The sequence below is a fragment of the Bifidobacterium sp. ESL0775 genome (assembly GCF_029395475.1).
In the GTDB taxonomy this organism is placed as follows: Bacteria; Actinomycetota; Actinomycetes; order Actinomycetales; family Bifidobacteriaceae; genus Bifidobacterium.
In genome coordinates this window covers 2,091,741-2,118,472 of record NZ_CP113917.1, presented here as the reverse complement: position 1 = coordinate 2,118,472, position 26,732 = coordinate 2,091,741, and the positions used below count along the sequence as shown (strand labels likewise).

Here is a 26,732-nt window from a genome sequence, read left to right as displayed (position 1 = left end):
AATATTAGCTCCTGCCTCTAACGCTTCCGCAACTACCTGTTTCGGTAGGGTTAGGGGCAGAAGTGGTTGTGCCTAATCGTCCCCGTTACGATTCATAAATTGTTATGTCATGATTGTGAAGGTTCCTACATCAGTGATTTGAAAATTTCTAAGTCATGATTATGGAATCTTCTAAGTCAGTATCTTGGAAACTTCTATGTCAGTGATTTGAAAGTTGCTATGTCATGATTTGGAGTTTTCTATGTCAGGATTTGGGAACTGTTACGCCGCTGATAAGCAGTCATAAGAACTGGTTGTGACCGGGTGGCGCTTTGCGGTGACGTTTGCTGATAGGCTTTGGGGAGTGGGCCAGCCTCCAGACCGGTGATCGGAAGCGCGCGAGATTCGTTGGCGCTCGTGTTTCGTGGCGGTTGCGGGCGCGGCCTTGGCGGATTCACACTCAAACGTTGAAGGCAGGTATAGCATGGCTCTGATCGATCAATTCACCACCCAATATGGGCTCGTCAAGAAGATTGACGCGTTTGGGTATCTCGATTATCTGGCATCGCACCCTGACGAGCCGCGCAAGCACGGACAGGTCGTGCTGGTCACCGCCGATACACCATTGAAGGCCTCGCGCGGGGAAGGCAAAACCACCACCACCATCGCGCTGATCGACGCGTTGCGTGCCCGCGGCATCGACGCGACCGCCGTGCTGCGTCAGCCGAGCATGGGCATCACCGCGGCCGGCTCCAAGGGCGGGGCTTCTGGCGGTGGCAAGTCCTCGCTTTCCCATCCCGAGCTGATCGACTGGGGTCTGTGCGGCGAGATGGCCGCCATCGAAAACGCGCAGAACCTGCTGGTCTCCTTCGCGGAGAAGGCCATTGACGACGGTCTTATCGATACCATCCTTGTGCCACGCGTCTCCGAAGTGCCATCCCGCTCGCTGCGCCAGATTGCCGTCGACCGCGGCAAGGGCGATGTGCCCGAACGCGTGGTCTTGACCCCGACCTGCGAGCTGATGCAAATCGTCGTGCTTTCCCATTCCATGGACGAGATCGCCGAACGCGTCTCGAAAATGGTCGCCGGCACCAAGGACGGCAACCCCGTCGCTTTCGGTTCATTTATCGACCTTTGGCGCATCACCGGCATCCTCGGCGACGCGGTGAAGCCGGCGCAGACCGAAACCGTCAACGGTTCGCCTGTCTACGTGCACTGCGGTCCGTTCGCCAACGTCTCGCTGGGCATTCCAAGCCTGATTTCCGTCGAAATGGCATGTGCCCTGCACGATGTCGTGGTGGTTGAGGCCGGGTATGGCGCCGACGCCGGTGCCCAGAAATGGCTTGACATCGCCTGCCGCGAGTTCGGGGCAGAGTGGCCGGCCGCCGCGGTGGTGGTCACCCGCGCCTCGACCTGGCGCGACGACCCGAAGCTCGCCTGGCGCTACCCGTTCCATGTCCATCGTCTCGAAAACCTTGGCATTCCCACCTTCCCGTTGGTCAATCTCTGGGACGGCGAGGATGACCAGATCGATTCGTTGCGCGACACTGCGAAATCACTCAACTTCCGTGCTCCAATCATCGGCAACCTCTTCCGTGACGGCGGCGAGGCTTTGGCCCCGCAGCTCGATGCGTTTGTCGGCGCTCTTGATTCAGCGAATGATTCCGCCAACTCCGCCAACGCGCCTGCTGACTCTGCTGACCCGGAAGCCGCCGACAACCGTGCCAGCCACAAGGGCATGGGCCTGGTCGAGGACGTGAAGTGGATCGCCGACAACGCTTACGGCGTCCCCGCCGACCGTGTGCTCTTCAAGCTTGGATTCTCCGAGTCGCTGGCCGCGGCGACCGAACTGTGCAACGGCGTCGGCACCAGCATCGACGACCTTGCGGTGGTAGCGGTGAAGTCCCCAGCCACGATGACCGACGACGATTCCGCCGCCACCGACGAGCGCACGGTGACGCTGAAGAAGGTCGAGCCGCATCTTGGCGCCGGTGTGGTGCAGGTCAACCTCACCACGTCGCTCACCACCCCGATGCCGAAAATCGTCTGAAGCGCTGTATGGCTGGAAACGACGAGGGTTTCGATAGCGATGCCAAAGGCGAAACGCCACTAGGGCAAGTCGGGGATGACAAGTCGCTGGACGACGACCAGCGTGCCGCCATTTCGGGGTTGGCGAAAGACAACGTCTATGTCAGGCAATCCAAATGGACGACGTTCCGCCAGCTGCCGGCCGACGAGAAGTGGTCGTTCTTCGTCCAGAATTTCCTTTTGGGCACGGTGCTGGTCGTCGTGGCCATCGCCATCGTGGTTTCGCTGGCGGTCACTTATCTGACCAAGCCACCCACGCCGGTGTTCACGCTGGAGGCGGTGAACATGCACCGCGATTCAGCGCAAATCAGCGAGTTGAAGGACGGGTTCGTCAAATACGATGGCATCAAGGACTCGCGTCTGGTCGATTTCGGCAGCGACCTGACCATCGGCAAAAACAGCTACACCGATGATTCACCGAAGGTCATGACCCAGGTCTCCGCCGGCCAGATCAACGCCATGGTCTCGGATCAAAAAACGCTGGCGACCCTCTATAAGCGCGGCCTTGTCAACAAGCCCGAGGAAGTGCTCACCGGCTCGGAGCTTAAGAAATACTTGGATCTGGGGGTTCTGGTCGACGCGCAAGGCAGAACCGCCGCCAGCGCGAAAAGCGCCATCGGCTTCGACCTCTCCCGCTCCCAGACGTGGAAGGCCGCGGGCCTGCCCGACCATGCGCTGTTCGGCTTCAGCAATGTCAAAAACGGCAAGGACCACCCGCGCGCCTTCGTGCGCTATCTGAAATTCAGATGAATCAGAAATTGCCGCCGTTCCAGCCCCAGTCGCCCGTGGCCGTATAGCGAATGTAGGTGCGGTCCTCGGGCACGCCGAGCTGGTCGTGGAGCGCGGTCATGATCTGCTTCGACATCGATTCCCAAACGGAGCGGTCGACGCTGCCGGGGGCGCCCATGACGTTGACCTCGACGTAGGCGGCGGGCTTGTCATCAGTGCCGCCGAAGTAAATCGGCATGTTGTCCTCGAACGGGCACATCAGCCAGCTCTCGGTCTTGCCGGGGACGGCGGTGATGGCCTTGCCGTACGCGGCTTTCAGGGCCTCGCGCTGCTCGGGGGTGGTGGAAACGGAAACGTGGGTATGGATGACTGGCATAATAGCTCCTTTGTTGGTGTGAATCTGCACGTGTTCCTTATCTTATCGTGCGGTTCGATTTGTCTTGTCGATATGCCCATAAAGCGGTTTATTGTGTATGACAAGTTTGTATTACGATATACGATGACCTCAAATACCGAGAAATTTGCAGCGTTTTCCCATGTCCGCCAATCTGGTTTCGTGATTCACGCTTTTGTGGGAGACGTCGCTTTCCGCTCGACTAAAAACGCGTAATGTGGCAGTGCTGCGCAGATTATCGGGGTATTTGGTGCAGAGTGTGCCTTGGACGTTCCGCCGCGCGCCGGTTGTGCGTACATTTAGAAATGATGACACCGCAGGTGCGTCGCGCGGCCTCGGCGGCATCGTTTGGTGATGCCCGGAAGACAGCGAGGCGATTCGCAGCGCACACACGGCCGCGAACGCGAGGGAAGGAACGGAAGAACATGAGCGGTAGGGGAGCCCAGGAACCGAACAGCAGCGTAGCCTCGGCGCCTGGCAAACTCTACATCGCCGGCGAATACGCCGTGGTCGAGCACGGCCATCCCGCGATCCTGATCGCCGTCAACCGCCTGCTTACAGCGCGCATCACCGAGCATGACACTTCTTCCTCACAGCCGCAGCCCTTTGGCGTGGACCCGGTCGGGCGTATCCATTCCGCGGGCCATCCCGAGGCTTCGGTGACATGGCGGCGTCGCGCGGGACGTGCGGTTCCGGACTTGGAGCAGCCGGGAGCGGCGTTCGTGCTCTCCGTGATCCATGCCATCGAGGAATTGGCTGGGCAGCAGGGCAAGGCCCTCAAGATTTACGACGTCAACATCGAAAGCGAGCTGGACGACGCTTCCGGTCGCAAGTACGGCCTGGGTTCGTCCGCTGCGGTGACGGTGGCCATGATGAAGGCGCTCACCGCGTTCTATGGGCTTGAGCTCGAGCCGATGCAGCAATACAAACTCGCGTTCGTCGCGGCCAGCAGGGCCCAGAAGGTCGGTTCCGGCGGCGACCTGGCGGCCAGCCTGTTCGGAGGATGCATCCGTTTCACCGCGGTCGACCGGCAGTGGGTCACCAACCGCTTGCAGGACACGGCGTTGAGTGAGCTGATCGACATGCCGTGGCCGGGGTTGAGCATCGCGCGGCTCCGCGCGTTCGAGGCCGGCAGCGGCCTTCGCCTGATGGTCGGCTGGACCGGCAGTCCCGCCTCCACGCCTTCGCTGGTCGGCCATGTCCAGCAGCAAAGCGCCGCCGAGCACGAGCGGATGTACCAGGACTTCCTCGCCGGCAGCGACGCCTGCGTCGACGCGCTGGCTGGTGCGTTGGTTAGCGGCGACGAGCAGGCCGTCATCGCCCATGTGCGGCAGGCCCGTAAGCTGTTGCAGGGCCTTTCCTCATTTACCGGCGTGGTCATCGAGACCCCGGCCCTGCGCGATTTGGTCGAGGTGGCCGAACGCCATGGTGCGGCGGCGAAAAGCTCGGGTGCGGGTGGCGGCGACTGCGGCATCGCGATTGCCGGGCCAGGCGCTGACGAGGCTGCCATCACGCGCGGCTGGCAGGAGAAGGGCATCGTGCCGTTGGATCTGTCGGTGCACGCCCCGCAGATTGAGATCGCGGATTGGGCCGGTGGCACCACAGGCGATATGCCGGCTGGAATTGCCGGAAGCGTGCGCGCCAAAGGAAATTTTTCTGAACAGGCTGGCCACGGTGAGCTCGCTGGTATTGGTATCGCAGGTGTCAATGGTCCGGCAACGTTGGATCTGTCGGCTTCGAATGTCGCAGCAGGCCATGCGGCTGACCCGCAATCGCAAGAGTTTGTGCCGAGTTCGAACCGCAAGGACGACCATGTGCGCCTCGCACTGGCCGAGCACGCGGACGCGCAACGTAATGCATTTGACGATATCGCGTTCATCCACCACAGCTTGGGCAGTATTGATGTTGCCGACGTGGATATGGGCACGCAGGTTTGCGGCGCGAAATGGGATGTGCCGTTCTATATCAACGCGATGACCGGTGGTTCGGCCAAAACCGCGGCGATCAACACCTCGTTCGCGCGCGTCGCCGCCGCGACCGGATTGGCGATGGCCTCCGGCTCGCAGCACGCGGCCATCCGCGACCCCAAGCTGGAGCCAACCTTCACCACGATCCGCGAGCACGATCCGTCCGGTTTTGTCTTCGCCAACGTCGGGGCGACGGTCACTGCGCAGCAGGCCGTGCACGCCGTCGAGATGATTGGTGCCAACGCTCTGCAGATCCATATCAACGCCGCGCAGGAGCTCGTCATGCCGGAAGGCGTGCGCGATTTCGACTCCTGGCCGCGCCGCATCGCCGAGATCGTCAAGGCCTCGCCGGTGCCGGTGATGGTCAAGGAGGTCGGCTTCGGCATGAGCGCCCGAACCGTGCGCCAACTGGCGGAACTGGGCGTGCGCACGGTCGACGTCAGCGGCCGGGGCGGCACGGATTTCGCGCGCATCGAAAACGCGCGGCGTGCCGGTCACGAATACGCCTACATGGCGGGTTGGGGCCAATCCACGCCGTTGTGCCTGCTGGCATTGCTACCAGATAAGTGCAATACAACGAATGACTATGGTTCTTATGAACTTTCTTCAGATTCCGCAGATGACGTCAATGGTGCTGCACGGTTTGGCGTGGCTGGTGCTGGCTTGAATATCAATGGTGTCAATGACGCCAAGCGGCGTGGCGTTGCGGGTTCAGGTTCGACTGTGAATGATAAGAGCGCCGTTGAAAACACGCAGGATCATTCCGACGTGACTGGCGTTGCCGTGCTTGCTTCTGGCGGCGTACGCAACCCACTCGATGTGGTGAAAGCTCTCGCTTTGGGGGCGCGGGCCGTCGGCGTTTCCGGCCATTTCCTGCAGGTGTTGAATGCATCCGGCGAAGACGGCCTGATTGCCGAAATCAACAGCTGGAAGAGCCAGGTGTGCTCGCTGATGGCGCTTCTTGGCGCGAGAACCGTCGCCGGCTTGCGTCGCGCAGACCTGCTTGTCACCGGCAAGACTGCCGAGGAAGCCCGATTGCTGGGTGTCGATTTGCCGGCGCTCACGCATCGTTCGCGCTGATTGCGGTACATTTTATGCATTCGACACGCTTTTGTATAAATCCAGTGTGCGGGCTTCAATGGAATCATGTTTCCTGATTTCTTGGATGAAGACGCTGAAACCGTGGCTAAAGGCCTGCTTGGCTGCATTTTGACGCGCGAACTCGACGGCGAGACCCTGACCGTGCGCATCGTGGAGACCGAGGCCTACGACCAGCTCGATCCGGCCAGCCACGCCTTCCACGGCAAAAGCGAGCGCACCCGCGCGATGTTCGGCCCGTCCGGCCATGCCTATATCTACCTGATCTACGGCACGAACCTGTGCATGAACGTCACCGCGTTCGAGGAGGGTTTCGGCGCGGGCGCGCTCATCCGTGCCGCCGAGCCGATGGACGCCAGGACGGCCGAGGTCATCGAGCGGCGCCGTGATGGCCGCCATGTCAAGGACTGTCTCAACGGCCCGGGCAAGCTCTGCAGGTCGCTCGGCATCACCATGGACCTCTATGGCCACGACCTGCGCAAGCCTCCGCTGAGCCTCAAAACTGGCGCGTTGCGCCCTGCAGAGCGCATCGAAGCCACCGAACGCATCGGCATCACCAAGGCCAAGGATCGCCCGCGCCGCTTCATCATCGCCGGCAACCCCTACCTTTCGCGGTAAAGATAGAGCACGTGGTGTTGGCCACCCGTTTTCCCGGCACCCAGATCTGTGAAGATTTCTGCGTTTCATGCGACACGCCCGTTGGTGACTTGATTTTTTATTCAAAGTGGATATATCATTGCGGTAACGTTACCGCAAAGGATGGCAAGAAAAGTCACCCTGATAGCGGGAACGTTACTACAAGTAAACAAGGAGATTGTTCAGCGAAGACAATCGAGTTGAGTTACCAAAGATTTTCGTGGATTCGCTTACGCGAAAAGACAAAGAAGTTCGATTCTGTGGAAGGTGAGGAGCAAATCAATCTGACACACTAAGCATAGAAGTTCAATGCGTGTCGGCTGTTGGAAATAAAGGCGTCTGCCAAGTTTGGTTGGCGTGCTGGTAATGGTATTTTCATAAAGAGAGGAGGTGTTGATGGCATACGTGACCATACGCGATGTCGCGAAACGCGCCGGCATTTCGGTTTCGACCGTTTCCCGCGCGTTGAACGGAACCGGGCGGATTTCCGCAAAGACCAAGAAAGCGGTTGAGCAGGCCGTTGCGGATCTGAACTATATCCCGGATTCCAGGGCCCAGGCGATGCGTTCCTCGAAAACAAGGACGGTCGGCCTGCTTGTCCCGGATATCCGGAACGGCTACTTCGCGGATCTCGCCTATGCTGTTCAGGACACTCTGCTCAAGGCCGGCTATTGCACATTCATCGGTACTTCATCGGAAAACGTTGCCAAGCAAGACGCTTTCCTCACCAACATTCTTTCGCAGCATATCGATGGGGCGATCATCGTTCCCCAAGGTGATTCCTCCGACGCGTTGAGACTGCTTATCGACAGGAAACTGCCGGTGATGTTCGTCGATCGTATTGTGGAGGGATTCCCCGAGGTCCCTGTCGTTGACTCTGATCCAGTTCCCGGAATGAGGGATGCCCTGAAGGACATCCATCGTCGCGGGTTCGACAAGGTCGGCTACGTCTCGGGGCCGATATTGGATTCGGTGTCGTTGCGCGAACGCGAACTGGCTTTCCGCCAGCTGGCTTCGCAGATGTTCGGCGAGGAACACTGTTTTGTGGAATCGACCGGTTTCGAGCAATCCTCCTGCGAGTCGGTGATCCGGCGTATGCATAGTTCCGGCGTCAAGGCGATTATCTTCGGGTATTCGCCGGATGCGATACGTGCGATGTCGATGATCATCAGCGAGGGGATCAGGCTGGGCGACGAGATGTCCATGGTCTCATTCGATGACCTGGAGCTATTCCGTCTCACCACGCCGCAGATTTCGGTGATTTCCCAGCAGGTCCAGGAGATAGGCCATAAGGGGGCTCGGCTGTTCCTCGACATGGTCGAGCATCACCGCAAGGTGAGCTCCCAGCACATCAAAACCGTGTATGTGCCGCGTGGCTCCGTGGGGAACGCAGCGTAGACGATGATCGGCGTCTGACAGGCATTTCTGAACATCCATAGGAGGATAAGCAAGCTCAGATCTAATCAAGCCATCAAAAAGGTGTAGCGCGAACAGCGATGTGCGCACGTGCACGCTTGGTTGTTTTTCAAGGCCAAAGGCCAAATCCCTAGGCCTACTACACCCTAAAACAGGCAAAACTTCGGGTAATTGAATACAGAAGAGAAAGTAGTGAAAGGCATGACACAGTTATCGTTAGTTGGTGTGTCGAAGATATTCGGCAACTCCAAAGTCGTCGACAATGTCTCGATCACGGTCGACCCCGGGAAAGTGCATGTGCTGCTTGGAGAGAACGGTGCTGGCAAATCCACGGTCATCAAGATGATGAGCGGCATCTACCAGCCCGATGAGGGCCACATTGAGATTGACGGCAAGCAGGTCGTCATCCCCAATGTCGACGCCGCTCGCAAGCTGGGCATCGCGGTGATCCACCAGGAGCTGAACCTTGTTCCCGAGTTGTCGATCATGGAGAATCTTTTCCTGGGCGACCTTCCGCTCAAGGGCGGTTTCGTCGATCACAAGGCGATGAGGACGAAAGCCGAAGCGGCTTTGAAGCTCATCGGCCTGGATGAGGACGTGGCCACTCCCATGAAGGAGCTCGGCGTCGCCAGGCAGCAGATGGTGGAAATCGCCAAGGCGCTGATGCAGAACGCGTCGGTCCTTATCCTCGACGAGCCCACCGCCGCGCTGACCCGCAAGGAATGCGACCAGCTCTTCGACATCATGGGCGATCTGAAGGCCAAGGGCGTCGCCATGGTCTTCATCTCCCATCATTTGGACGAGGTCACCAAGGTCGGCGATGTCGTGACCGTCTTGCGCGATGGCAAGTACATCGACACGGTCCCGGCCGACACCCCTGAATCCGAGCTTGTTCGCTTGATGGTCGGACGCAATATCGAGGAGCAGTTCCCGCGCGTCGCCGGCAAGCCCGGCAAGACCCTGCTGAAAGTCAGCAACCTGACCCGTGAGGGTGTCATCGATGATGTCTCGTTCGAGGTCCATGCCGGCGAGGTCGTAGGCTTCTCCGGTCTGGTCGGCGCGGGGCGCACCGAGACCATCAGGGCCATCTTCGGAGCCGACAATTACGATTCCGGATCCGTTGAGGTGGACGGCAAGCCGCTGCCCAAGAATTCGATCTCGGCCGCGATCGCCGCCGGTGTCGGCCTGGTCCCCGAGGACCGCCGCGCCCAAGGGCTGATCCTCGGCGCCTCCGTCGCCGACAACCTCGGCCTGCCGACCATGCTGCCGACTTCGAAATTCGGTTTCGCCGACCTCAAGGGTCAGCTTGGCCGCGAGAAGAAGACGGCCGAACAGCTCAACATCCGTATGAGCAACATCGACGAGACGGTGGGCAACCTCTCTGGCGGCAACCAGCAGAAGATCGTCTTCGGCAAGTGGGCCATGGCCAATGTCAAGGTGCTCTTGCTCGACGAGCCCACCCGTGGCGTCGACGTCGGCGCCCGTGTGGAGATCTACGAGCTGATCAACGCCATCACCAAGCAAGGTGGTGCCGTGTTGATGGCTTCCTCGGATCTGCCGGAGATTCTCGGCATGTCCGATCGAATCGTCGTGATGAGCAACGGGAAGGTCAGTGGTGAAATGCCCGCAAGCGAAGCGACGCAGGAAAAGGTCATGGCGTTGGCCGTCTCCCACATGGATGAGGAAGAGCCGGTAACCGCTAGTAATGAAAGGGAGAAGTAAGATGTCGGATAGCAAAACTGTAGAAAAGACCAAAGGCAACGGTTCACACGCCTGGGACGTGGTGAAGCGCTTCGCGGCCAGGAACGGCGCTCTGATCGGCCTGATCATCCTGTGCGTTGTCCTGGCGATCGCCACACCGGCGTTCCTGACGCCGTCGAACCTTCTGAACGTCGGCATCCAGGCCGCGACCGTCGCCATCCTGGCGTTCGGGCAGACCTTCGTCATCGTCGCCGCGGGCATCGATCTGTCCGTCGGCGCCGTGGCGGCCCTGTCCAGCATGCTGGTGGCCTACACGGGCGCCTCCATGGGCCTGCCCGGCTGGTTGACCATCATCGTCGGCCTGATCGCAGGCGCCGTTTTCGGCGGCCTTTCGGGTCTGGCCAACGCCTATCTGAAGCTGCCTTCGTTCATCGCCACCTTGGCCATGATGTCGGTCGCCCGCGGCCTGACCTTGGTGATCTCCGATGGCCGGCCGATCTCGACGTCGGGCATGGTCAACTTCTTCGGCAGTGACATCCTCGGTATCCCGGTGCCGATCATCATGATGGTCATCATGGCCATCATCGCCTCGGTCATCCTCAACTACACGAGCATGGGCCGTTCGATGTACGCCGTCGGCGGCAACATGGAAGCCTCCAGGCTTTCCGGCATCTCGGTGCACAAGACCCAGATCACGGTGTTCATCCTCTCCGGTATCTTCGCCGCCGTCGCTGGCCTCGTCATCGCCGGCCGACTCAATTCCGCGCAGCCGCAGGCGGCTGATGGCTATGAGATGGACGCCATCGCCTCCGTGGTCATCGGTGGAGCCTCGCTCTCCGGTGGCAAGGGCCGCGTCTCCGGCACCTTCGTCGGCGCCATCCTGCTCGCCGTCATCCGCAACGGCCTCAACATCCTCAATGTGTCCTCCTTCTGGCAGAAAGTCGTCATCGGCCTGGTCATCGCCTTCGCCGTGAGCTTCGATACCCTGCGCCGCAAGGAAGACGCCCACTGATCATTGCTGTTCGTGATCATTATCCAAAATCAAAGAAGATAACCAATAGAAAGAAGAAATATTATGATTAACGACAAGATCAAGAAAGGCGTCCGCGTCGCGCTCGCCGTGGTATGCGCCACGACGTTGATGGCCGGAGCCAGCGCATGCGGTGGCAGCGGTTCAGGAGCCGCGGGTGGCAAGACCAAGGTCGCCCTGCTGGTCTCCACGCTCAACAACCCGTTCTTCGTCGATCTGCGTGACGGCGCCCAGGCCGAAGCCAAGAAGATGAATATCGATCTTCAGGTCTCCGACGCCCAGAACGATTCCTCGACCCAGCAGAACCAGGCCCAGAACGCCCAGTCGCAGGGCGCCAAGGCCGTCATCATCAACCCGGTCGACTCCGATGCCGCGGGCCCGGCTGTGGCATCGCTGCTTTCCTCCAAGCTCCCCGTCATCTCCGTCGACCGTGCGGTGACCGGCAAGGACGTCAATTCCCACATCGCTTCCGATAACGTCGCTGGTGGCGCCCAAGCCGCCGACGGCCTGGCCAAGGCGATTGGCGAGAAGGGCAACGTGCTGATCCTGCAAGGCACCCCCGGTGCTGCTTCCACCCGTGATCGCGGCAAGGGCTTCAAGGACGAGATCAAGAAGTTCCCGAACATCAAGATCGTCGCTGAGCAGACCGCGAACTTCGATCGCGCCCAGGGACTTGACGTCACCACCAACCTGGTCCAGTCCCATCCTAATGTCACCGGCATCTACTCCGAGAACGACGAGATGGCGCTGGGCGCCGTCCAGGCTCTTGGAGCCAAGGCCGGCCAGTCCATCAAGGTTTTCAGCTTCGATGGCACCGCCGACGGCCTCAAGGCCGTGAAGGACGGCAAGCTGGCGGGCACCATCGCCCAGCAGCCGAAGCTCCTCGGCAAGAAGGCCGTGGACGCCGCCGCCAAGCTCGTCAAGGGCCAAAGCGTTCAGAAGAAAGAGGCCATCCCGGTCAAGACCGTGAACAAGGACAACGTCTCCCAGTTCGAGTGACGGTTTCTGGTCACGGCACTGAAACAATGAGATTCGGCCCGTTGCCTTCGAAGTGACGGGCCGAATTTTATAATGAACGCATCGATCAAGAATCAATGCTTAAAGGAGTATAACTATGTTGACGCATGGAATATTGAATGCGCAACTTTCCGCCGCACTCGCCGGCTTGAGGCATAAGGACCTCTTTGTGGTCTCGGATGCCGGGCTGCCGGTGCAACGTGGTGTCGAGGTGATCGATCTGGCCCTGGTGTTCGGCGTCCCCCGCTTCACGCAGGTGCTTGAGGCCATCGAGCCGGAACTCGTCCTCGAGACGGGGACCATGGCCGAAGAGGCCAAGGGCACCGTTGCCGAGCAATGGGTGAAGGATCGTTTCGACATCCCACTGACCTACGTGCCCCACGATGGCCCCGACGGTTTGAAGGACCAAGTGAAGAACGCGAAATTCGTCATCCGCACCGGTGAGACGACCTCGTTCTCCAACGTTATTTTCCGTTGTGGTGTACCGTTTTAGACAATAGGTATTCGACTGAAGAAAGGTTGCCATCATGCTTGAAAGTCGGGATGGACAACGAGCCCATGTCTCCGAGCGCGGTGCCTTGCCGCTGCTTGACGCCATCAGGGATGGTAATGCGCGCATATCGGTCATAGGCTCGATGAACGCGGATTACACCGTGGTCGCCTCCAGGCTGCCCAAGCCCGGGGAGACCATCAATGGCGGTCCCTTGCAATTGCTCCCGGGAGGGAAGTCAGCGAACCAGGCCGCGGCCTCGGCCAGGCTTGGCGCGCATGTCAATATGTTTGGCGCCGTCGGCGACGATTCCAACGCGAAATTCCTGTTGGGCCATCTTCAGGACGCCGGCGTCGATGTGTCGCATGTCCTGCATCTGAGCGGTGCCAGCGGCACGACGGTGATCACCGTCGACGAGCATGGTGAGAACACCATCGTCTATTCCGCGGGCTCCAATGCCAAGGTGTCCGTCGAATATGTCCATGAATCCCAGAAAGAGCTCACCTCGGCGCCGGTGCTCGGACTGTGTCTGGAAAGCCCGATGAAGACGGTCTGCGAGTGCGCCAGGATTTGCCACGAAGCCGGTATGCAGGTCTTGCTCAACGATTCGCCGTTCGTCGACCATTTGCCCGACGAGCTCATCAAGCACGCCGACATCCTTCTCGTCAACGAGCATGAGATGGCGCAATTGCTGCATATCGACGAGCCCGACAACGACGATTGGCTGGGCATCGATTGGTCTGAGGTCGCGCGGCAGATGCAGCGGTTCGGCTTCGAAAGGGCCGTGGTGACGCTGGGGGCCGATGGCTGCATGGTGCTTGATCAGGGCCATGCCACGCAGGTCGACGCCGTGACCATCGATGCGGTGGACACCACCGGCTGCGGCGATGCCTTCATGGGCACGTTGCTCGCTGGTCTCTCCGTAGGCCTGGAACTGGTGGATTGCGCGCGATTGGGATCCTACGTCTCCGGATATGCCGCCACCGGTGTCGGCGCGCAGGCTTCGTACGGCACGGCCGAGCAGATCCAGGAACGTTTCCAAACGCAATGATTCCGGGTTCCGCCGGTCATTGAACATCGGCTGGACCGGAATCGCGTGGCCGGCGTTACGGCCATTATCAAACGGGCGGGTGTGACTTCGAAAAGTGAAGTCGCACCCGCCCGTTGTTTATTGAATATGTTTATTGAATACGGATATGAGGCTTTTTGCTCACGCGTAGATGCTGTGCGGATGCATGTCGTCGGGAAGGCCTTCCATGAGGCCGGAGACCGAGCCGGACTCGAAGACCGAGCGGATGCCGGCGGCCAGCAGCGGGGCGATGGAGAGCACGGTCATGTTCGGTAGGCGCTTTTCCGCCGGGACGGGGACGGTGTCCATCAGGACGATCTCGCGGGCGCCGCAGTCTTTGAGCCGTTCGATGGCCGGGCCGGACAACAGGCCGTGTGTGGCGACCAGCGTCACGGATTTCGCACCGGCCTCGCGCAGGGTGCGCACGGCCTCGCAGATGGTGCCGGCGGTGTCGATCATGTCGTCGACGACCACGCAGTCGCGATCGCGCACCTCGCCGATGATGCCATGGGCCACGGCGTGGTTGGGCCGTGTGACGTCGCGCGTCTTGTGGATGAAGGCCAGCGGCAGCCCGCCGAGCTTGGCCGCCCACCGCTCGGAGACCTTGATGCGACCGGCGTCAGGGGAGACGATGGTCGCGTTCTGAAGCGGCATCGAGCTGCGCACGTAGTCCAGCAGCACCGGCATCGCGGTCAGGTGGTCGACAGGGCCATCGAAGAAGCCCTGCTCCTGCGAAGCGTGCAGGTCGACGGTCATGATGCGGTCGGCGCCGGCCGTCTGGAAGAGGTCGAACATCAGCCGGGCGGTGATGGGCTCGCGGCCCAGGCCCTTCTTGTCCTGGCGTGAATAGCCGAGGAACGGGGCCACGACGGTGATGGAACGGGCGGAGGCGCGCTTCAGCGCGTCAATCATCAAGAGCTGCTCCATGATCCACTTGTTGATGGGGTCGGTGTGCGATTGCAGGACGAAGACGTCCGCGCCGCGCACCGGTTCGGTATAGCGCACATACATCTCGCCGTTCGCGAAGTCGTAGGCCGTGGTCTTCAGCGGCACGGTGCCCAGGCACTCCGCCGTGGCCTCGGCCTGTTCCGGATACGCCCGGCCCGTCACCAACGCCAGTCGCTTTTTGGGCTTGCCTTCGAGAATCGCCGACATGTCTCGCCTTCCCTTTGTTGACACCGTGTCCGTGCGCCAGCCCGGCATTGCCTCAGGTCGCCTCGGAACAAGGATGATCATCAGAAACTACTTCCAATATAGCGCCAACCCCTCGCAAATCGTCGCGAGGCGGGTTGCGAGGGGTCGGCCGCCGCGGCTGCGGAAGGTTGCGCCCCTACTTCAGTTGATGTATTACGATATGAACGTCGTACCGGGTCTCGGGCCCATCAGTCGTCATCGTCGAAGCTCACCTTCACCTTGTTGTTGGTGATGGTGAAGGTGCCGGTGATCTCGCTGATCTCGCAGTTGGTGTTCTCCGATTCCCAGTCATCGTCGTCGAAGAAACGGTACTTGTAATAAAGCTTCATTTCCCCCTCGTTCGATTCGGTGGAGAACGACGAGTTTTCCATGTTGACGTCGTCGACCTTTGGATAGGAGTTCACGCTCCATGAGAAGTCCGAATAGCTGCTGTTCGATTCGTAATACGATTCCCCGAAGGGGCAGCCGTCCGGGTCGGCGTCCGTGGACGAGGCGCAATCGTCGATCTTCCTCTTGACGGCCTCGTTGACGGCGTCCTCGAGCTTGTCCGTCGGCTTGACGTTGATGACGGCATCGGCGCCCGAATTGTCGGAATTGCTGTCCAGCGAATCCGGTTGCAACGTCAGCGTGTTGCTGGTCATGTAGTCGGAAGCCGCCGCTTTGACGGTGTAGATGCCGGGGTAGGCCTTGAAATCGTAGGTTTTCCCGGAGTTCTTGCTGGCTCCGCCGTTGCCGCTGGAGTTCTCGCCGGAGACACTGATGCCATTGATGTTGAGCGATCCGACGGCGTCGGGCGCTGCGATCCGCAGGTTGGTGACCAGCGGGGTGGTGATGGCCCAGTTGTCGAAAATGAGCATCTTCCGGCTCTTCGAGACCACGGTCAACGTCTCGTTATGGGTTTTGCCGGAAAGGGTGTAGGCGATGCCGACCGACGTCGAACCGTCGGAGTTCCTCTTGGTGGAGGTGACGCGCGCGTTGGAAATGGTCGAGCCGTGCTTGGCGGCTTTGTTGGTCAGCAGTTTGGCCTTCGCACCATTGGTTTGCGGGTCGGCGATGGTGTTGGCCCTGTCGAAATCGCCGGCGGCGATGGCGCTGGTGTATTGGTTGACCACCGTTTTGGGGCTGAAAATGGTCGAGCTGAGCACGCTGTAGGCGATGCCGAGGAGGACGCACGCGCCGACGATGGCCGCGCAGATGATGACGATGCGTTTTTGTTTGGCGTCCATGGCTTTCGTGTCGGTGCCCGCGCCGGTGGCGACGGGCGGGGCGACGCTGAAGTCTTCAAGGCTCACGGCATTGCCGGGGGCTGCGGAAGTCGCGGCGGACAGGTTCTCTGACGGGTAGTATGCAGGTCCGTTGGGAATTGGCCCGGTTGCAAAGGCCTGTGCGTTTCCGCCGGCTTGGTTGGGTTCGGGGAAGGGCTGGACGGCGCCTGGCGCGGTTTGGCCCGGCATGGGCACCGCTGACGTTGAGGTGCCGGACACCATGCTCTCGCTTGCGGTGGCCGCCATATTGCTCGAAACGGGATTCGGCGCCGCCGCAGTACCGTCGGTTTCGTCCTCGCCAAGGTGCTTGAACCGCGCGCCGCAAGCGTCCACATAGGCGTTGATGCTCTGCGGCGTTGCCTCCACGCAGCCGCCGCGCACGAATTGCCAGAGACCGGGCATGGAGACCAGCAGCGCCGGCCCGAAGGTCATGGCGACGGCCTCGATGACGAAGGCCCAGGCCGCGGCCACCAAGGGGAACCACGAGACGATGGCCAACGATCCGGAGTCGGAACTCGCCGACATGCCCATGTTGGCCAGCACGAAGGTGACCAGCAGCCAAAGCGCGAACATGCCCACCGGCGCCTTCCACGTGTGCTCCCATTTGGCGTAGAATTTGTCTTGCGAGGCGCGCGCCGAGGCCCGCAACGCGATATAGAACGTGATGAGGATGAAGATGACGGCCGCGAGGATGAACACCCACGGCTTGGCCGAGAACAGGGAGCCGAACGTGATCGAGACCGCGTTGTCGCTTCCACTGGTGGCGATGCCCCCGAACGACGAGAAGTCAAGCAGGATGAATTGCAGATACGGCATGACGACGGGGACCAGCAATATGGCCACGGGCGTTTTGACGTAGATGGAGACGACCACGAGCGCGATCAGGCCGATGATGGTGTAGGCGATGGCATAGATGGAGAACGCCTCCACGAAGGTGCGTGCCGGCCCGCGCAGGCGGTGCCCCCAGCGCCAGGCGGCGCGGAACACGTTGGTGCTGTCCGAGGCGTATTGCGCCAAGGCATAGCCGAGCAGCGAGCCGAAGGCGGAGATGACGAAGGCCATGATGAACGTGCGCACCGTGGCGCCGTTGAGCGCCGCCTCGCCTTTCGCGATGCCCATGGAGGCCGAGGAGCTCATGGGGAAGAGGGCCCCGAGCGCTATGTACACCAATCCCGTGGCGAGCCCGACGACGCCGGCGCTCGCGATGCCGGTGAATTTGAAACGGATGCCGACGCGATGCGCGATGAAGTAGGCGCCGAACGCCGCCCCGATCAACAGCGCCACGCCGGAAAGGCTCATCGGCAGCCACATCGAGATCTTGGCGCCCAGGTCGTCGGTGGAGACCCCCAGCGCCGAAGCCTTCAGGGAGAACGATCCCGCGACGCCGGCCACGAGCATCGTGATGACGGTATGGAAGAAATTGCTGGACTTGACGTCAAGAAGCTCCGAGAAGTCGCCGAGGTTGTTCATCATCGACGACATCGCGCCTTGGCTCACGGCCGCGAGCACGCCCGCGTTGGCCAGGGCGAGCACCAGGGCCGCGCCCAGGCCGAAGCCGAGGGATGAGCCCATCGCCTTGAGGCTGCTTGGCGTGACGATCTCCTTGTACAGTCGTTGCGTTTGCGAGGGTTGACCGCCATTCGGCGCGGCTCCCGCTGGCATGTTTCCTGCGGCGGTTGTCCCTGGAGGAACCGTACCGGTTGGCGCTGCTCCGGTTTGCATCGTTCCTGTTTGCATCGCTCCCGTCGGCATCGTCCCGGTCGGTATGGCGCCGGTCGGCACGTTGCCGGTCGTGCTGGGTATTGCGCCGAATTGGGGAATCGCGCCGGTCGGCTGCTGGAAAGGCGCTGGCTGTGGGTTCTGGGCCTGCGGCATGGGGATTGCCGTGCCGGGTGCAGGAGCCCCAGAGGCAGGGGATGGTGTCGGGGTCTGTCCGTTGGGCAACGGGAGAGGGGACCTTGACGTGGTCGGCATCGGCGCCCCCGTGGCCGCGTTTCCTACCTGCCCATTGGGGCTTTGCTGCGTTTGCGCGCCTCCAGGGACCGTGCCCTGGCCGCAATGCGGGCAGAATCTGGCATTTTCGGATATCGTCGCTCCACAGTGAGGGCAAACCATCTTTTTTCTCCCTGTTCCTTGTCTCTTCCTGACCCCGTCATTAGGGTCCCGCCAATATCCCCAAGGATATGTGTCAGGGGCAACAAACACATAAGTCTCAACACCTCTACGCAGCCGTTGCGTTAGCCTGCGGAAAGTGTCGCCTTGGGGTGTTTCGGCGAGCAGACATGGTGACCCGTGCTTGACGGTGCGGCAAAGCCTATTGGCGGTCGGGCAAGTTGCGTGTAATGAGTCGTTCTTTTGCCGTTGGTGGTGTTACCTCTGCTTTTGGCCGGGCTGGTTAAATTGGGGCGGCTGATTGGGCTGAGTGGTCTGGGCAGGTTGGGTGGATTGGGTGGGTGCCGGCATGCTTTGCCCGGGGTATTGCGGGCCCGGTTGTTGCCAGCCGTTTGGGTATCGGCTGTTTTGAGCGGCAATCGGATTCCCGGCTTGCGTATTGGTTGCGGCTTGGCTGGGTACAAGGTATTGAGGGGTCACTCCTGCGCCGGGCGCGACATATTGAGGAGTTGTCATCGCCTTGTTGGCGGCCGTGGACCCGGCCGCAGAGGAGACCGGACCCACGAGTGCCCCTTTAAGCATCTTCATCAGGCCAGGCATGGCGGACACGATTTTCGGCCCGACGCTGAGCGCCACAGCCTCGACGATGAACATGGCCAGCGCCATGATCAGCGGGTGCCAAGGCGCGATGCCCCTGACGCAGGTGTATTCGTGGGTGTACATTTTCGTTTCTTCGAAAAGTCGCGCCAATTGAGTCGATGTGGTCGTGCTCAGATTGGTCGTCGACAGGTCCACGATGACGGAAACCATGAGCCAGAACAATGCCGTGACGACTGGGGCTTTCCAGCAGTTCGTCCACCTGGCGTTCGGCCGGTCCTGCAGATTGCGCACCGAAGCCCTGAGTGCGATATACAAGGTGGCGATTATGAACAGGGCGATTGGAATGTATACCGTCAAAATGTTGAAATTGCGGAGAAGGGAGGGATAATCCCAGGAATCATTGAAAATCGGCCTAGTGGTCAATCCCGTCGCGACTTCCAGCTCTCCATGGTAAGGTTTCCTGTCAAAATCAAGGTAATTGAAGAACCCTCCGAAAGAGCCTGCATAGAAAAACGAGTTATCGGGGAAATCGTAAAGGAACGAGGAAAGAGACGGGAAACACATCAACATTGCCACAAGGTACAAAATGAAATGATAGACAAAGAAAATCGGGAAATACACACCGAACGCTTCCAGGCAGGTGCGTAGGAAGCCTCGGGTGCGATGAGCCCACCGCCAAAGCGCCGAGAACACGTTTCCGTTCTCGCTCGCCAGTTGGCCGAGCCGATAGCCGATGAGGGCTCCCAGACCGGCAAGCAGGAAAGCCATCAGAAACGTGACCCAGGTCAAGGAACTGGCCATAAGATGCAGATTGGGTATCGGACTATCGTCTGGAATATCCACAATGGCGAAGCCCTTGGGCGCCAGTTCATAAGCTGGGGCGCTGTAACGCATGGGGAACAGTGCGGCGAACAAGAGATAGACCAATCCCGCTATGACGCCGATGATTGCGCAGCTGGCGATGGTCTCCTGGATTTTAGGGAGGATAAAGTGCCTGGAAACCATGTAGGCCCCGAACGCCACTCCGATAAGCAAGGCGATGCCCGGAAGCCCCACTCCGCTTCTTTGCAGGAGACGTGCGTTTGGTATTACTGTTCCTGATTTGTCAAGGAACGAGATCGAAGTCGCGCCCCCTGTCCCGTTGGTAAGCAAAGTGATGAGTTTCGGAAGCAACGGGGCTTTGATGGAGGGAGTGATGCCTGCTCCCAGATTAATGCCTAATGGAAAAATATAATAAAAAATTGCGAATTGAGGGTTATAGGGAGCGTGCGGCAGCTTGTGGTATATGAGGGGCTCCAAATAAGAGAGTCCCATGATCAGCGCCGTCACGATAACGGCCGCAGCGAGCCCGATTCCCAGGGATGCGGCCATCGATTTGATGTTGTCGGCGCTCGCGAAACTGGCGGGCATGCGTTTCAGCGGTTTCTTGCCCCTGGCTGGGGTTCTGTTGCGGTTCGATATGGATGTCTGGGCGCCATACATGGGTTGTGCCGGCGGATACGCATTGTTGGGGTTGCCGGTGGCGGAGGCGTGATACGGGAATTGGGCCTGTTGCTGTCCGGCAGGGTATCGCGAAGGCGAAGTCGGGGCTTGGAACGGAGTTGAGGGTTGGGCCGGTGCTGCCTGAACCGATGTTTGGATTGGTGATGATAGAGCCGTCTGGACTGGTGTCGGGGTTGGTGATGACGGCGACGTCTCAACTGGAGATGGGGCTTGAGCTGGGGCTGGGGTAAATGTCGCGTTTTGCGGTGAGGGTGCCGCGTAAGGTGTCGCCGTTGTTGTTGTCATTGTCTTGCCGCAATTGGAGCAGAACCGCGCGTCGGCAGGTAAAATCGCACCGCAATAAGGGCACTTCATAATCTCTCTTTTCTCTCAACACTGCGACGAAAACCAGAAGATACCTCACTGTATCATCGGGCAATCTCAATGAATGTGCGCTATCAATGCCTTAATAGGCGTGGTTTGAAGTCGCAGGCAGCCCGTATTATGGGAAAGCTATGTCTGGCGCGGATTCGCGTCATGATGTGGCGCGCATACACACTCCTGTCGCGGAAAGACCGCGGCCGACTTTAGTCCGAAGGAGGTGGGTGATGTCTGCACACAAGTATGAACTCATGTTCATCGCCGATCCGGAGCTTGACGAGCGAGCCCTGAAGAAGCTGACCGATCAGTATATGGAAATCGTCACCAAAGAGGGCGGTTCCGTTTCCGACCCTGATATCTGGGGACGCCGCAAGCTTGCCTATGAGATCGATGGCAAGACCGAAGGCAACTATGTCGTCGTCAACTACAGCTGCGAGCCGGCCACGAACGACGAGCTGGACCGCGTCCTGAACCTGAACGAGTCCGTCATCCGTACGAAGATTCTTCGCAAGGACGTCAAGTAAGCCCGAGATCGGGAATTAAATTTTAGTCTATTTTGCTTTTTGCTTTCATTGTTATGAAGCGTAAAAGCTGGTGAGGAAGGCACGTCATGGCAGGGGATACTTCGATTACGATCGTCGGCAATCTGACCGCTGATCCGGAGCTGCGCACTCTCGGCAGCGGGGCGTCGGTCGCGAGTTTCACGATCGCTTCGACGCCGCGGACCTTTAACCGCAACACGAACCAGTGGGAGGACGGCAACGCCCTCTTCATGCGCTGCTCCGCGTGGCGGGATATGGCCGACCATTGCGCGCAGTCCCTTTCCAAGGGCATGCGTGTGATCGCCCAGGGCCGTCTGCAGCAGCGTTCGTACACCGCCAATGACGGTACGAACCGCACGGTCGTGGAGATGACGGTCGACGAGATCGGCCCGTCCCTGCGCTATGCCACCGCCCAGGTGCAGCGCCAGTCCTCCTCCAACGGTGGGTTCCAGGGTGGTTCCCGCAACAGCGGAGGCTATAACGGCGGCGCCAGCAATGGCGGCGGTTATAACGCCGGCGGCAACGGCGGCTACCAAGGCGGCGCAGGCTACTCCGGCGGGGCATCGGCCCAGCCGCAGCAGAACCAGCAAGCCCAGGCTCCCGCAGCCGATCCGTGGGGCAGTTCCGCCAACTCTGGTGATGGGTTCTCGACCTTCGGGGGCAGCTCCGATTTCGGCGGGGATTCCGATGAGCCGGAGTTCTAGCGAAACGGTTCCAGCGAAAGCGCCAAGAGGCGCGAAAGCAACAAATAGACGTTTATAAGTGTTAAGGAGACATTGATATGTCACGTAAAAGGCCAAAACCACCAGTCAAGCCGTTCAAGAAGAAGCCGAACCCGCTGAAGGCCGCGAAGATCACCGAGATCGATTACAAGGACACCGCGCTGCTGCGCAAGTTCATCTCCGATCGCGGCAAGATCCGTTCGCGTCGCATCACCGGTGTGACCATCCAGGAGCAGCGTGAGATCTCCCGCGCCATCAAGAACGCGCGCGAGATGGCCCTGCTGCCTTACGCCACCAACGGCCGCTGATAGGAGGATACGAACAATGGCTGAAACTAAGGTTATTCTTACCAAGTCCGTCTCCAACCTCGGTCACTCCGGTGACGTCGTTGAGGTCAAGCCCGGCTACGCACGCAATTACCTCATCCCGCAGGGCCTCGCCTTCGCATGGAGCAAGGGCGCCGCTTCGCAGATCGAAGCGATGAAGCGCGCACGCCTGGCCAAGTCCGTGGCCACCCGTGAGGACGCCGTGGCCGCCAAGGCAGCCATCGACGGCACCGTCGTCGAGCTGAGCGCCAAGGTCTCCGAGTCCGGCAAGCTGTTCGGTGGCATCTCCGCCATGGACATCGCCTCCGCCCTCGAGTCCAAGGCCGCCGTCGATCCGAAGGCGATCAAGGTCGAGACCATCAAGACCACCGGCGAATTCCCCGCCACCGTGGCCCTGCACCCCGAAATCTCCGCGAACTTCACCGTGAAGGTCGTCGCCGAGTAATTTCGGTTTGTTGATAACGGTTCAAAAAACCGCAAGCTTAAGCAGGAAGATCCCGTCGCACGTAATCGTGTGGCGGGATTTTCGTATCTGCGGTTCCGTGGATTCGCAAGTTGCGTTTCGAGCCATGCTGTAGGCCAATGGATGAGTGTTCTGCATCAATGTTGCAAATGAGTGTTTCTGATGGGCATTCTGGCGGCATGATGTGTGAAGCTATCGCGGCGGTCGGCGTATAATGGAGAAGTTGCGGGCTCGGAGGGTCGGAGCGTGCGATCAACTGTTCTACCCTGAAGCCTGATAGCGGCGGAATCGTATTGAGGTTCGAGAATTTGCAAGAAGAACGTGTTTCCACACAGACCAAACTATCCATCGCGGCGGCCGCGCTGCTTTCCTTCATCGGCATCCTCACCGAGACTTCGCTGAATGTCACCTTCCCGACCATGACCCGCGAGTTCGGTCTTCCGCTTTCGACCATCCAGCTTTTGACCTCGGGCTACCTCCTGATGGTCACCATCATCATGAGCACCTCCTCGTTCCTGCTCAAGCGTTTCGACACGCGCCCGCTCTTCCGTTGCGCCGTGATCGTCAGCGTCATCGGCACCATCCTGTGCTGTCTGCCGCTTAATTACTGGCTTTTGCTGCTTGGCCGCCTGCTTCAGGCCACGGCCACGGGCATCTCCACGCCGTTGCTGATCCATGTCATTCTTTCCTTGGTTCCCGTGAACCGCCGCGGCACCTACATCGGCATCGCGAATATGGTCACTTCGTTTGCCCCTGCCCTCGGCCCGACTTACGGCGGCCTCATCAATTACTACTTCTCCTGGCGCATCATCTTCGTGTTCACCTTGCCGTTGCTCCTCGTCGCCTGGGTCCTTGGCGAGGCCAACCTGCGCCTCGACGCACAGGGCGCCGGCAAGTCCTTCGATGGCGTCGGCTTGGTGCTGCTGAGTTTCTTCATGGTGAGCTTCACCGAGATTTTTGATCAGTTCGGGGCGAACGGTGGCTGGTCGTTTACTGTCACCATTGCCGTTTGCGTGGCGGCGCTTACGCTTGGGCTGTTTATCTGGCGTTGCCTCACCTCGAAGTCGCCTCTGCTCAACCTGCGCCTCTTTAAAAAGATCATCATCGGCCTTCGCGGCGCCAATTACGCCATCCTCCAGTTCATCAACATCGGCAGCTCCTTCCTGCTGCCGGTTTTCGCCGAAAACTTCCTCGGCATCGATTCTCTGACCGCTGGCCTGATGCTTCTGCCGGGATCGCTGCTCGGCGCGTTCATCGCCCCGTTCGTCGGCCGGCTTTACGACCGCCGTGGCCCCACGCTGGTGCTCCTGATTTCCAACGTCTCGCTGATTATCGGATCGGTCGCCCTGTGGATATTGACAGGCAAATCGACCGTTGTGATTCTGATGCTGCTGTATATGTTCATGCGCGCTGGCTTCAATTTCGGCTACGGCAACACGATGTCGGACGCCAGCAAGTTCGTCCCCGCCTCGCAGCAGACCGATTTCAACTCCCTGTTCAACGTGCTGCAGCAGTACGCCGGCTCCCTCGGGACCACCGTGCTTTCGTCTTCGCTCTCCTTGGGCGAGGCGCGCTTCCCGCACGACGTCAAACTGGCCGCCGTCCATGGCGCGACCAATGCGTTCGCCTTGGTCATCGTGCTCGCGCTGGTGGCGTTGGCCATCACGCTGGTCTCCATTAAAATCCGCAAGGACCCGTCCGTCGAGATGCGATCGATCGGAGCATGATCACCGGTTTATTCGGTTGATTTGAAAAGCATCGCATTCTCCAATGAACAAAAAAGTTCATGAATGTGGTTGATACAGACCGAAGAATCAAACATCATTCCAGATATCTAGACGAATGCGAATATGTCGAATAAAAATCTTCTAATACCATATTTATTACATATTTGAAAGCCGTTACGCTCCCACCTCATCGCGAAATAAATAGATACTATATATCAACATGTCTGTTTTGGGCATTTGGGGGAAATGTCCGTTGGCTACGGACTGAGTTGTGTTCGTCTCGCCGGGGTGTTTCCGCCGAATTTCGTTAGTTTGGTGAAATAAGGAGGTATGGCGATGACGACTGAGAGCAAAAAACATCTGATCGAATATCTGTTGAACCGGCGTAATTTCGTGTCTGGAACCGAGTTGTCCGCCATGCTCGGCGTCTCAACGAAGACCGTCACCCGCCTGGTCGCGCAGATCAACGAACGCAATAACGGCGACGAGCCGATGATCGAATCCCAGCGTGGCCGCGGCTATCGGCTCAATTATCGCAATTATTTCCGACAGGAAAGCGCCGCCACCAAGCAACCTGATGAGCACGTCGGCAAGCTCACGCCGGTGGAGCGCCGGGACGAGGTTTTGAAACGTCTGCTGATGACCTCGCCGCAGCACTACCGCATCGAGGAGCTGTGGGGCAAGTTCTACATCAGCGACTCCGCCATCGCCTCGGACCTGAAGGTCCTGCGCACGATGCTTTCGCGCTTCAACCTCTCGTTGGAGCATTCAAGCGATTGCGTGTGGGTCGAGGGCGTGGAGCAGGACATCCGCAAGGCCATCACCGATCTGATTTTCGACGATGACGACGTGGCGGCCAGCGGGCGGTTCATGCAGCCCGACCAGCGCGTCCACCAGCGCGACGCGGCTTTCGTCTCCCACCAGCTCGACCTGATCGAGGACCTCACCCACGCCGAGATCCCGTACCCGTACAGCGTCAACTTGTTCACCCACCTTTACATCCTGGTCGAGCGCTTCCGCGAGGTCGGCTCGCTGATTGATGACGGGGAGACGCCCGAAGAGGCGGCCGAGCTGTTCGAAAAGCACCCGAAGATGGCCGATATCTGCAAGAAGATTATCGCCAACTTGAACGCCTACCTCGACGCCACCCTGCCCGACGTCGAGAGCTATTACCTTTACCAGTACCTCACCTCCTCGCGCATCGACGACAACGTCGCGATATCCCAGGAGATGCCCGACCAGGTGCGTGAGGTCACGCGCTACTTGATCGACGAAGTGGCCAAGGAGCCCGGCTACCAGGACATCGATGACGACGACCTTTATTCGAGCCTCGTCAAGCACATGAAGCCGCTGCTCAACCGCCTGCAAAACGGCATCAAGGTGAAGAACAACCTGCTTGAGCAGATCAAGCTGGAATACCCGCGTCTCTTCGACGTCGTCAAGAACGCGACGAAGCGCGCGGTGCGGCATTTCGGGCTCAACGAGATCGACGACGAGGAGGTCGGCTTCATCGTCGTCTACTTCGCGCAGGTCATCGAAAGCAAGCAGACGCCCATCAACATTCTCCTGGTCTGCACCACCGGGTTGGGCACCGCCCAGCTCTTGCGCGCCAAGATCGAGCGCCGTTTCTCCGAATTCAACATCGTCACCACCGTGGCCACCAAGGACTTGGGCGACGAACTGGCGGAACATCCCGAGGTCGATTTGGTGGTCTCCACCGTCAATCTCGCCGACGATGAGATGCCGGTGCCGACGCTCGTGGTCAGCGCGATGCTCACGCTTGAGGACCAGGAGCGCCTGGAGCGCCAGGCCGACCAGATCCGCCGGAAGACGGTGATCCGATGAAGTGCCTGATCGAATGGGAGCCCGCGTCTGGCGCGGTGATCAAGGACAAGCCCTCGCTTTTCGCGTGGTTCGCGGATTTCGCCTGGAAGCATGGCCTGATCTCCGAGCGCGAGAGCGTGGCGGGCATGCTGGAGAGCCGGGAATACGAGGGCGACACCTTGCTTGCCGCCAATCTCGCCAATCCGCATATCCAAGGCGCTATCGTCACCGACACGGCGATGGTGTTCCTGAAACTCGCCAATCCTTGTGCGGGATGGGGGTCGATGCCACATGTCAGCCGCGTGCTGTTCACGTTGATCCCGAAGTCTGCCGTGGCCCGCGACATCGCGCCGTTGAAGAATCTCTACTACCGGCTGGCCGATGAAAGCGTCATGCGCAGATTCTGCACCGAAGGGCGCCGGGAGGTCGAATCCATCCTGCGCGCCGACGAGGCGACCTAGGGGATTTCTGATATTTCCG

General features: G+C 59.8%; 21 protein-coding genes. 17 read left to right on the top strand and 4 right to left on the bottom strand.

Features of this window, described 5'->3' with window-relative positions:
• The first annotated feature begins 463 nt into the window (after positions 1-463).
• Positions 464-2,029 (top strand): formate--tetrahydrofolate ligase, encoded by a 1,566-nt coding sequence (locus OZX73_RS08280; protein ID WP_277149301.1) that lies wholly within the window; start codon positions 464-466, stop codon positions 2,027-2,029.
• A gap of 8 nt (positions 2,030-2,037) precedes the next feature.
• Positions 2,038-2,817: a hypothetical protein gene (locus OZX73_RS08275; protein WP_277149299.1), complete on the top strand. Its 780-nt coding sequence runs from the start codon at positions 2,038-2,040 to the stop codon at positions 2,815-2,817.
• Position 2,818: 1 nt separating this feature from the next.
• Here the strand turns inward: OZX73_RS08275 and OZX73_RS08270 are convergent, their stop codons facing one another.
• Positions 2,819-3,172: a phenylpyruvate tautomerase MIF-related protein gene (locus tag OZX73_RS08270; protein WP_277149297.1), complete on the bottom strand. Its 354-nt coding sequence runs from the start codon at positions 3,170-3,172 to the stop codon at positions 2,819-2,821.
• A 443-nt stretch (positions 3,173-3,615) separates the two neighbouring features.
• On the opposite strand from OZX73_RS08270, the gene OZX73_RS08265 reads away from it, so the two are divergent.
• The 8 genes from OZX73_RS08265 (at position 3,616) to OZX73_RS08230 (ending at position 13,596) form a co-directional block, all read left to right on the top strand.
• Positions 3,616-6,237, top strand: coding sequence for a phosphomevalonate kinase (locus OZX73_RS08265; RefSeq protein ID WP_277149296.1), 2,622 nt, complete (start codon positions 3,616-3,618; stop codon positions 6,235-6,237).
• A gap of 66 nt (positions 6,238-6,303) precedes the next feature.
• Positions 6,304-6,873, top strand: a complete 570-nt coding sequence (locus OZX73_RS08260; protein ID WP_277149294.1) for a DNA-3-methyladenine glycosylase — start codon at positions 6,304-6,306, stop codon at positions 6,871-6,873.
• Between the two features lie 414 nt (positions 6,874-7,287).
• A complete protein-coding gene (locus OZX73_RS08255; protein WP_277149292.1) occupies positions 7,288-8,289 on the top strand; it encodes a LacI family DNA-binding transcriptional regulator in 1,002 nt (333 codons plus the stop codon).
• Between the two features lie 219 nt (positions 8,290-8,508).
• Positions 8,509-10,029 carry a sugar ABC transporter ATP-binding protein gene (locus OZX73_RS08250; protein WP_277149290.1) on the top strand — a complete coding sequence of 507 codons (1,521 nt, stop codon included), beginning with the start codon at positions 8,509-8,511 and terminating at the stop codon, positions 10,027-10,029.
• A gap of 1 nt (position 10,030) precedes the next feature.
• Positions 10,031-11,020 carry an ABC transporter permease gene (locus OZX73_RS08245; RefSeq protein ID WP_277149287.1) on the top strand — a complete coding sequence of 330 codons (990 nt, stop codon included), beginning with the start codon at positions 10,031-10,033 and terminating at the stop codon, positions 11,018-11,020.
• Between the two features lie 63 nt (positions 11,021-11,083).
• Positions 11,084-12,037 (top strand): D-ribose ABC transporter substrate-binding protein, encoded by a 954-nt coding sequence (locus OZX73_RS08240; RefSeq protein WP_277149285.1) that lies wholly within the window; start codon positions 11,084-11,086, stop codon positions 12,035-12,037.
• Positions 12,038-12,152: 115 nt separating this feature from the next.
• Entirely contained in the window at positions 12,153-12,548 is a 396-nt protein-coding gene (rbsD, locus tag OZX73_RS08235) for a D-ribose pyranase (protein ID WP_277149283.1), read from the top strand.
• A 34-nt stretch (positions 12,549-12,582) separates the two neighbouring features.
• Positions 12,583-13,596, top strand: a complete 1,014-nt coding sequence (locus tag OZX73_RS08230) for a ribokinase (RefSeq protein ID WP_277149281.1) — start codon at positions 12,583-12,585, stop codon at positions 13,594-13,596.
• Between the two features lie 159 nt (positions 13,597-13,755).
• On the opposite strand, the gene OZX73_RS08225 is transcribed toward OZX73_RS08230, so the two are convergent.
• From OZX73_RS08225 to OZX73_RS08215, 3 genes are all read right to left on the bottom strand, one after another.
• Entirely contained in the window at positions 13,756-14,769 is a 1,014-nt protein-coding gene (locus tag OZX73_RS08225) for a ribose-phosphate diphosphokinase (RefSeq protein WP_277149279.1), read from the bottom strand.
• 227 nt (positions 14,770-14,996) lie between these two features.
• The gene (locus OZX73_RS08220; RefSeq protein WP_277149276.1) at positions 14,997-18,017 is read right to left on the bottom strand and encodes a heme utilization protein; all 3,021 of its coding nucleotides are present in this window, start codon (positions 18,015-18,017) and stop codon (positions 14,997-14,999) included.
• A 426-nt stretch (positions 18,018-18,443) separates the two neighbouring features.
• The gene (locus tag OZX73_RS08215; RefSeq protein WP_277149274.1) at positions 18,444-20,642 is read right to left on the bottom strand and encodes a zinc-ribbon domain-containing protein; all 2,199 of its coding nucleotides are present in this window, start codon (positions 20,640-20,642) and stop codon (positions 18,444-18,446) included.
• Between the two features lie 233 nt (positions 20,643-20,875).
• Here OZX73_RS08215 and rpsF point away from each other — a divergent pair, with 233 nt between their 5' ends.
• The 7 genes from rpsF to OZX73_RS08180 all read left to right on the top strand — a co-directional run bounded on the left by rpsF (position 20,876) and on the right by OZX73_RS08180 (position 26,713).
• Positions 20,876-21,172, top strand: coding sequence for a 30S ribosomal protein S6 (rpsF, locus tag OZX73_RS08210; protein ID WP_277149272.1), 297 nt, complete (start codon positions 20,876-20,878; stop codon positions 21,170-21,172).
• Between the two features lie 86 nt (positions 21,173-21,258).
• Positions 21,259-21,894, top strand: a complete 636-nt coding sequence (locus OZX73_RS08205) for a single-stranded DNA-binding protein (protein WP_277149270.1) — start codon at positions 21,259-21,261, stop codon at positions 21,892-21,894.
• Positions 21,895-21,971: 77 nt separating this feature from the next.
• Positions 21,972-22,220, top strand: coding sequence for a 30S ribosomal protein S18 (rpsR, locus tag OZX73_RS08200; RefSeq protein WP_277143412.1), 249 nt, complete (start codon positions 21,972-21,974; stop codon positions 22,218-22,220).
• Positions 22,221-22,236: 16 nt separating this feature from the next.
• Positions 22,237-22,683 carry a 50S ribosomal protein L9 gene (gene rplI, locus OZX73_RS08195; protein ID WP_277149268.1) on the top strand — a complete coding sequence of 149 codons (447 nt, stop codon included), beginning with the start codon at positions 22,237-22,239 and terminating at the stop codon, positions 22,681-22,683.
• Positions 22,684-23,009: 326 nt separating this feature from the next.
• Positions 23,010-24,428, top strand: a complete 1,419-nt coding sequence (locus OZX73_RS08190; protein WP_277149266.1) for an MFS transporter — start codon at positions 23,010-23,012, stop codon at positions 24,426-24,428.
• A gap of 336 nt (positions 24,429-24,764) precedes the next feature.
• The gene (locus OZX73_RS08185) at positions 24,765-26,273 is read left to right on the top strand and encodes a transcription antiterminator (protein ID WP_277149264.1); all 1,509 of its coding nucleotides are present in this window, start codon (positions 24,765-24,767) and stop codon (positions 26,271-26,273) included.
• Positions 26,270-26,713 (top strand): PTS sugar transporter subunit IIA, encoded by a 444-nt coding sequence (locus tag OZX73_RS08180; RefSeq protein ID WP_277149261.1) that lies wholly within the window; start codon positions 26,270-26,272, stop codon positions 26,711-26,713. Before OZX73_RS08185 ends, OZX73_RS08180 begins: the two co-directional genes overlap by 4 nt.
• Positions 26,714-26,732: the final 19 nt, after the last annotated feature.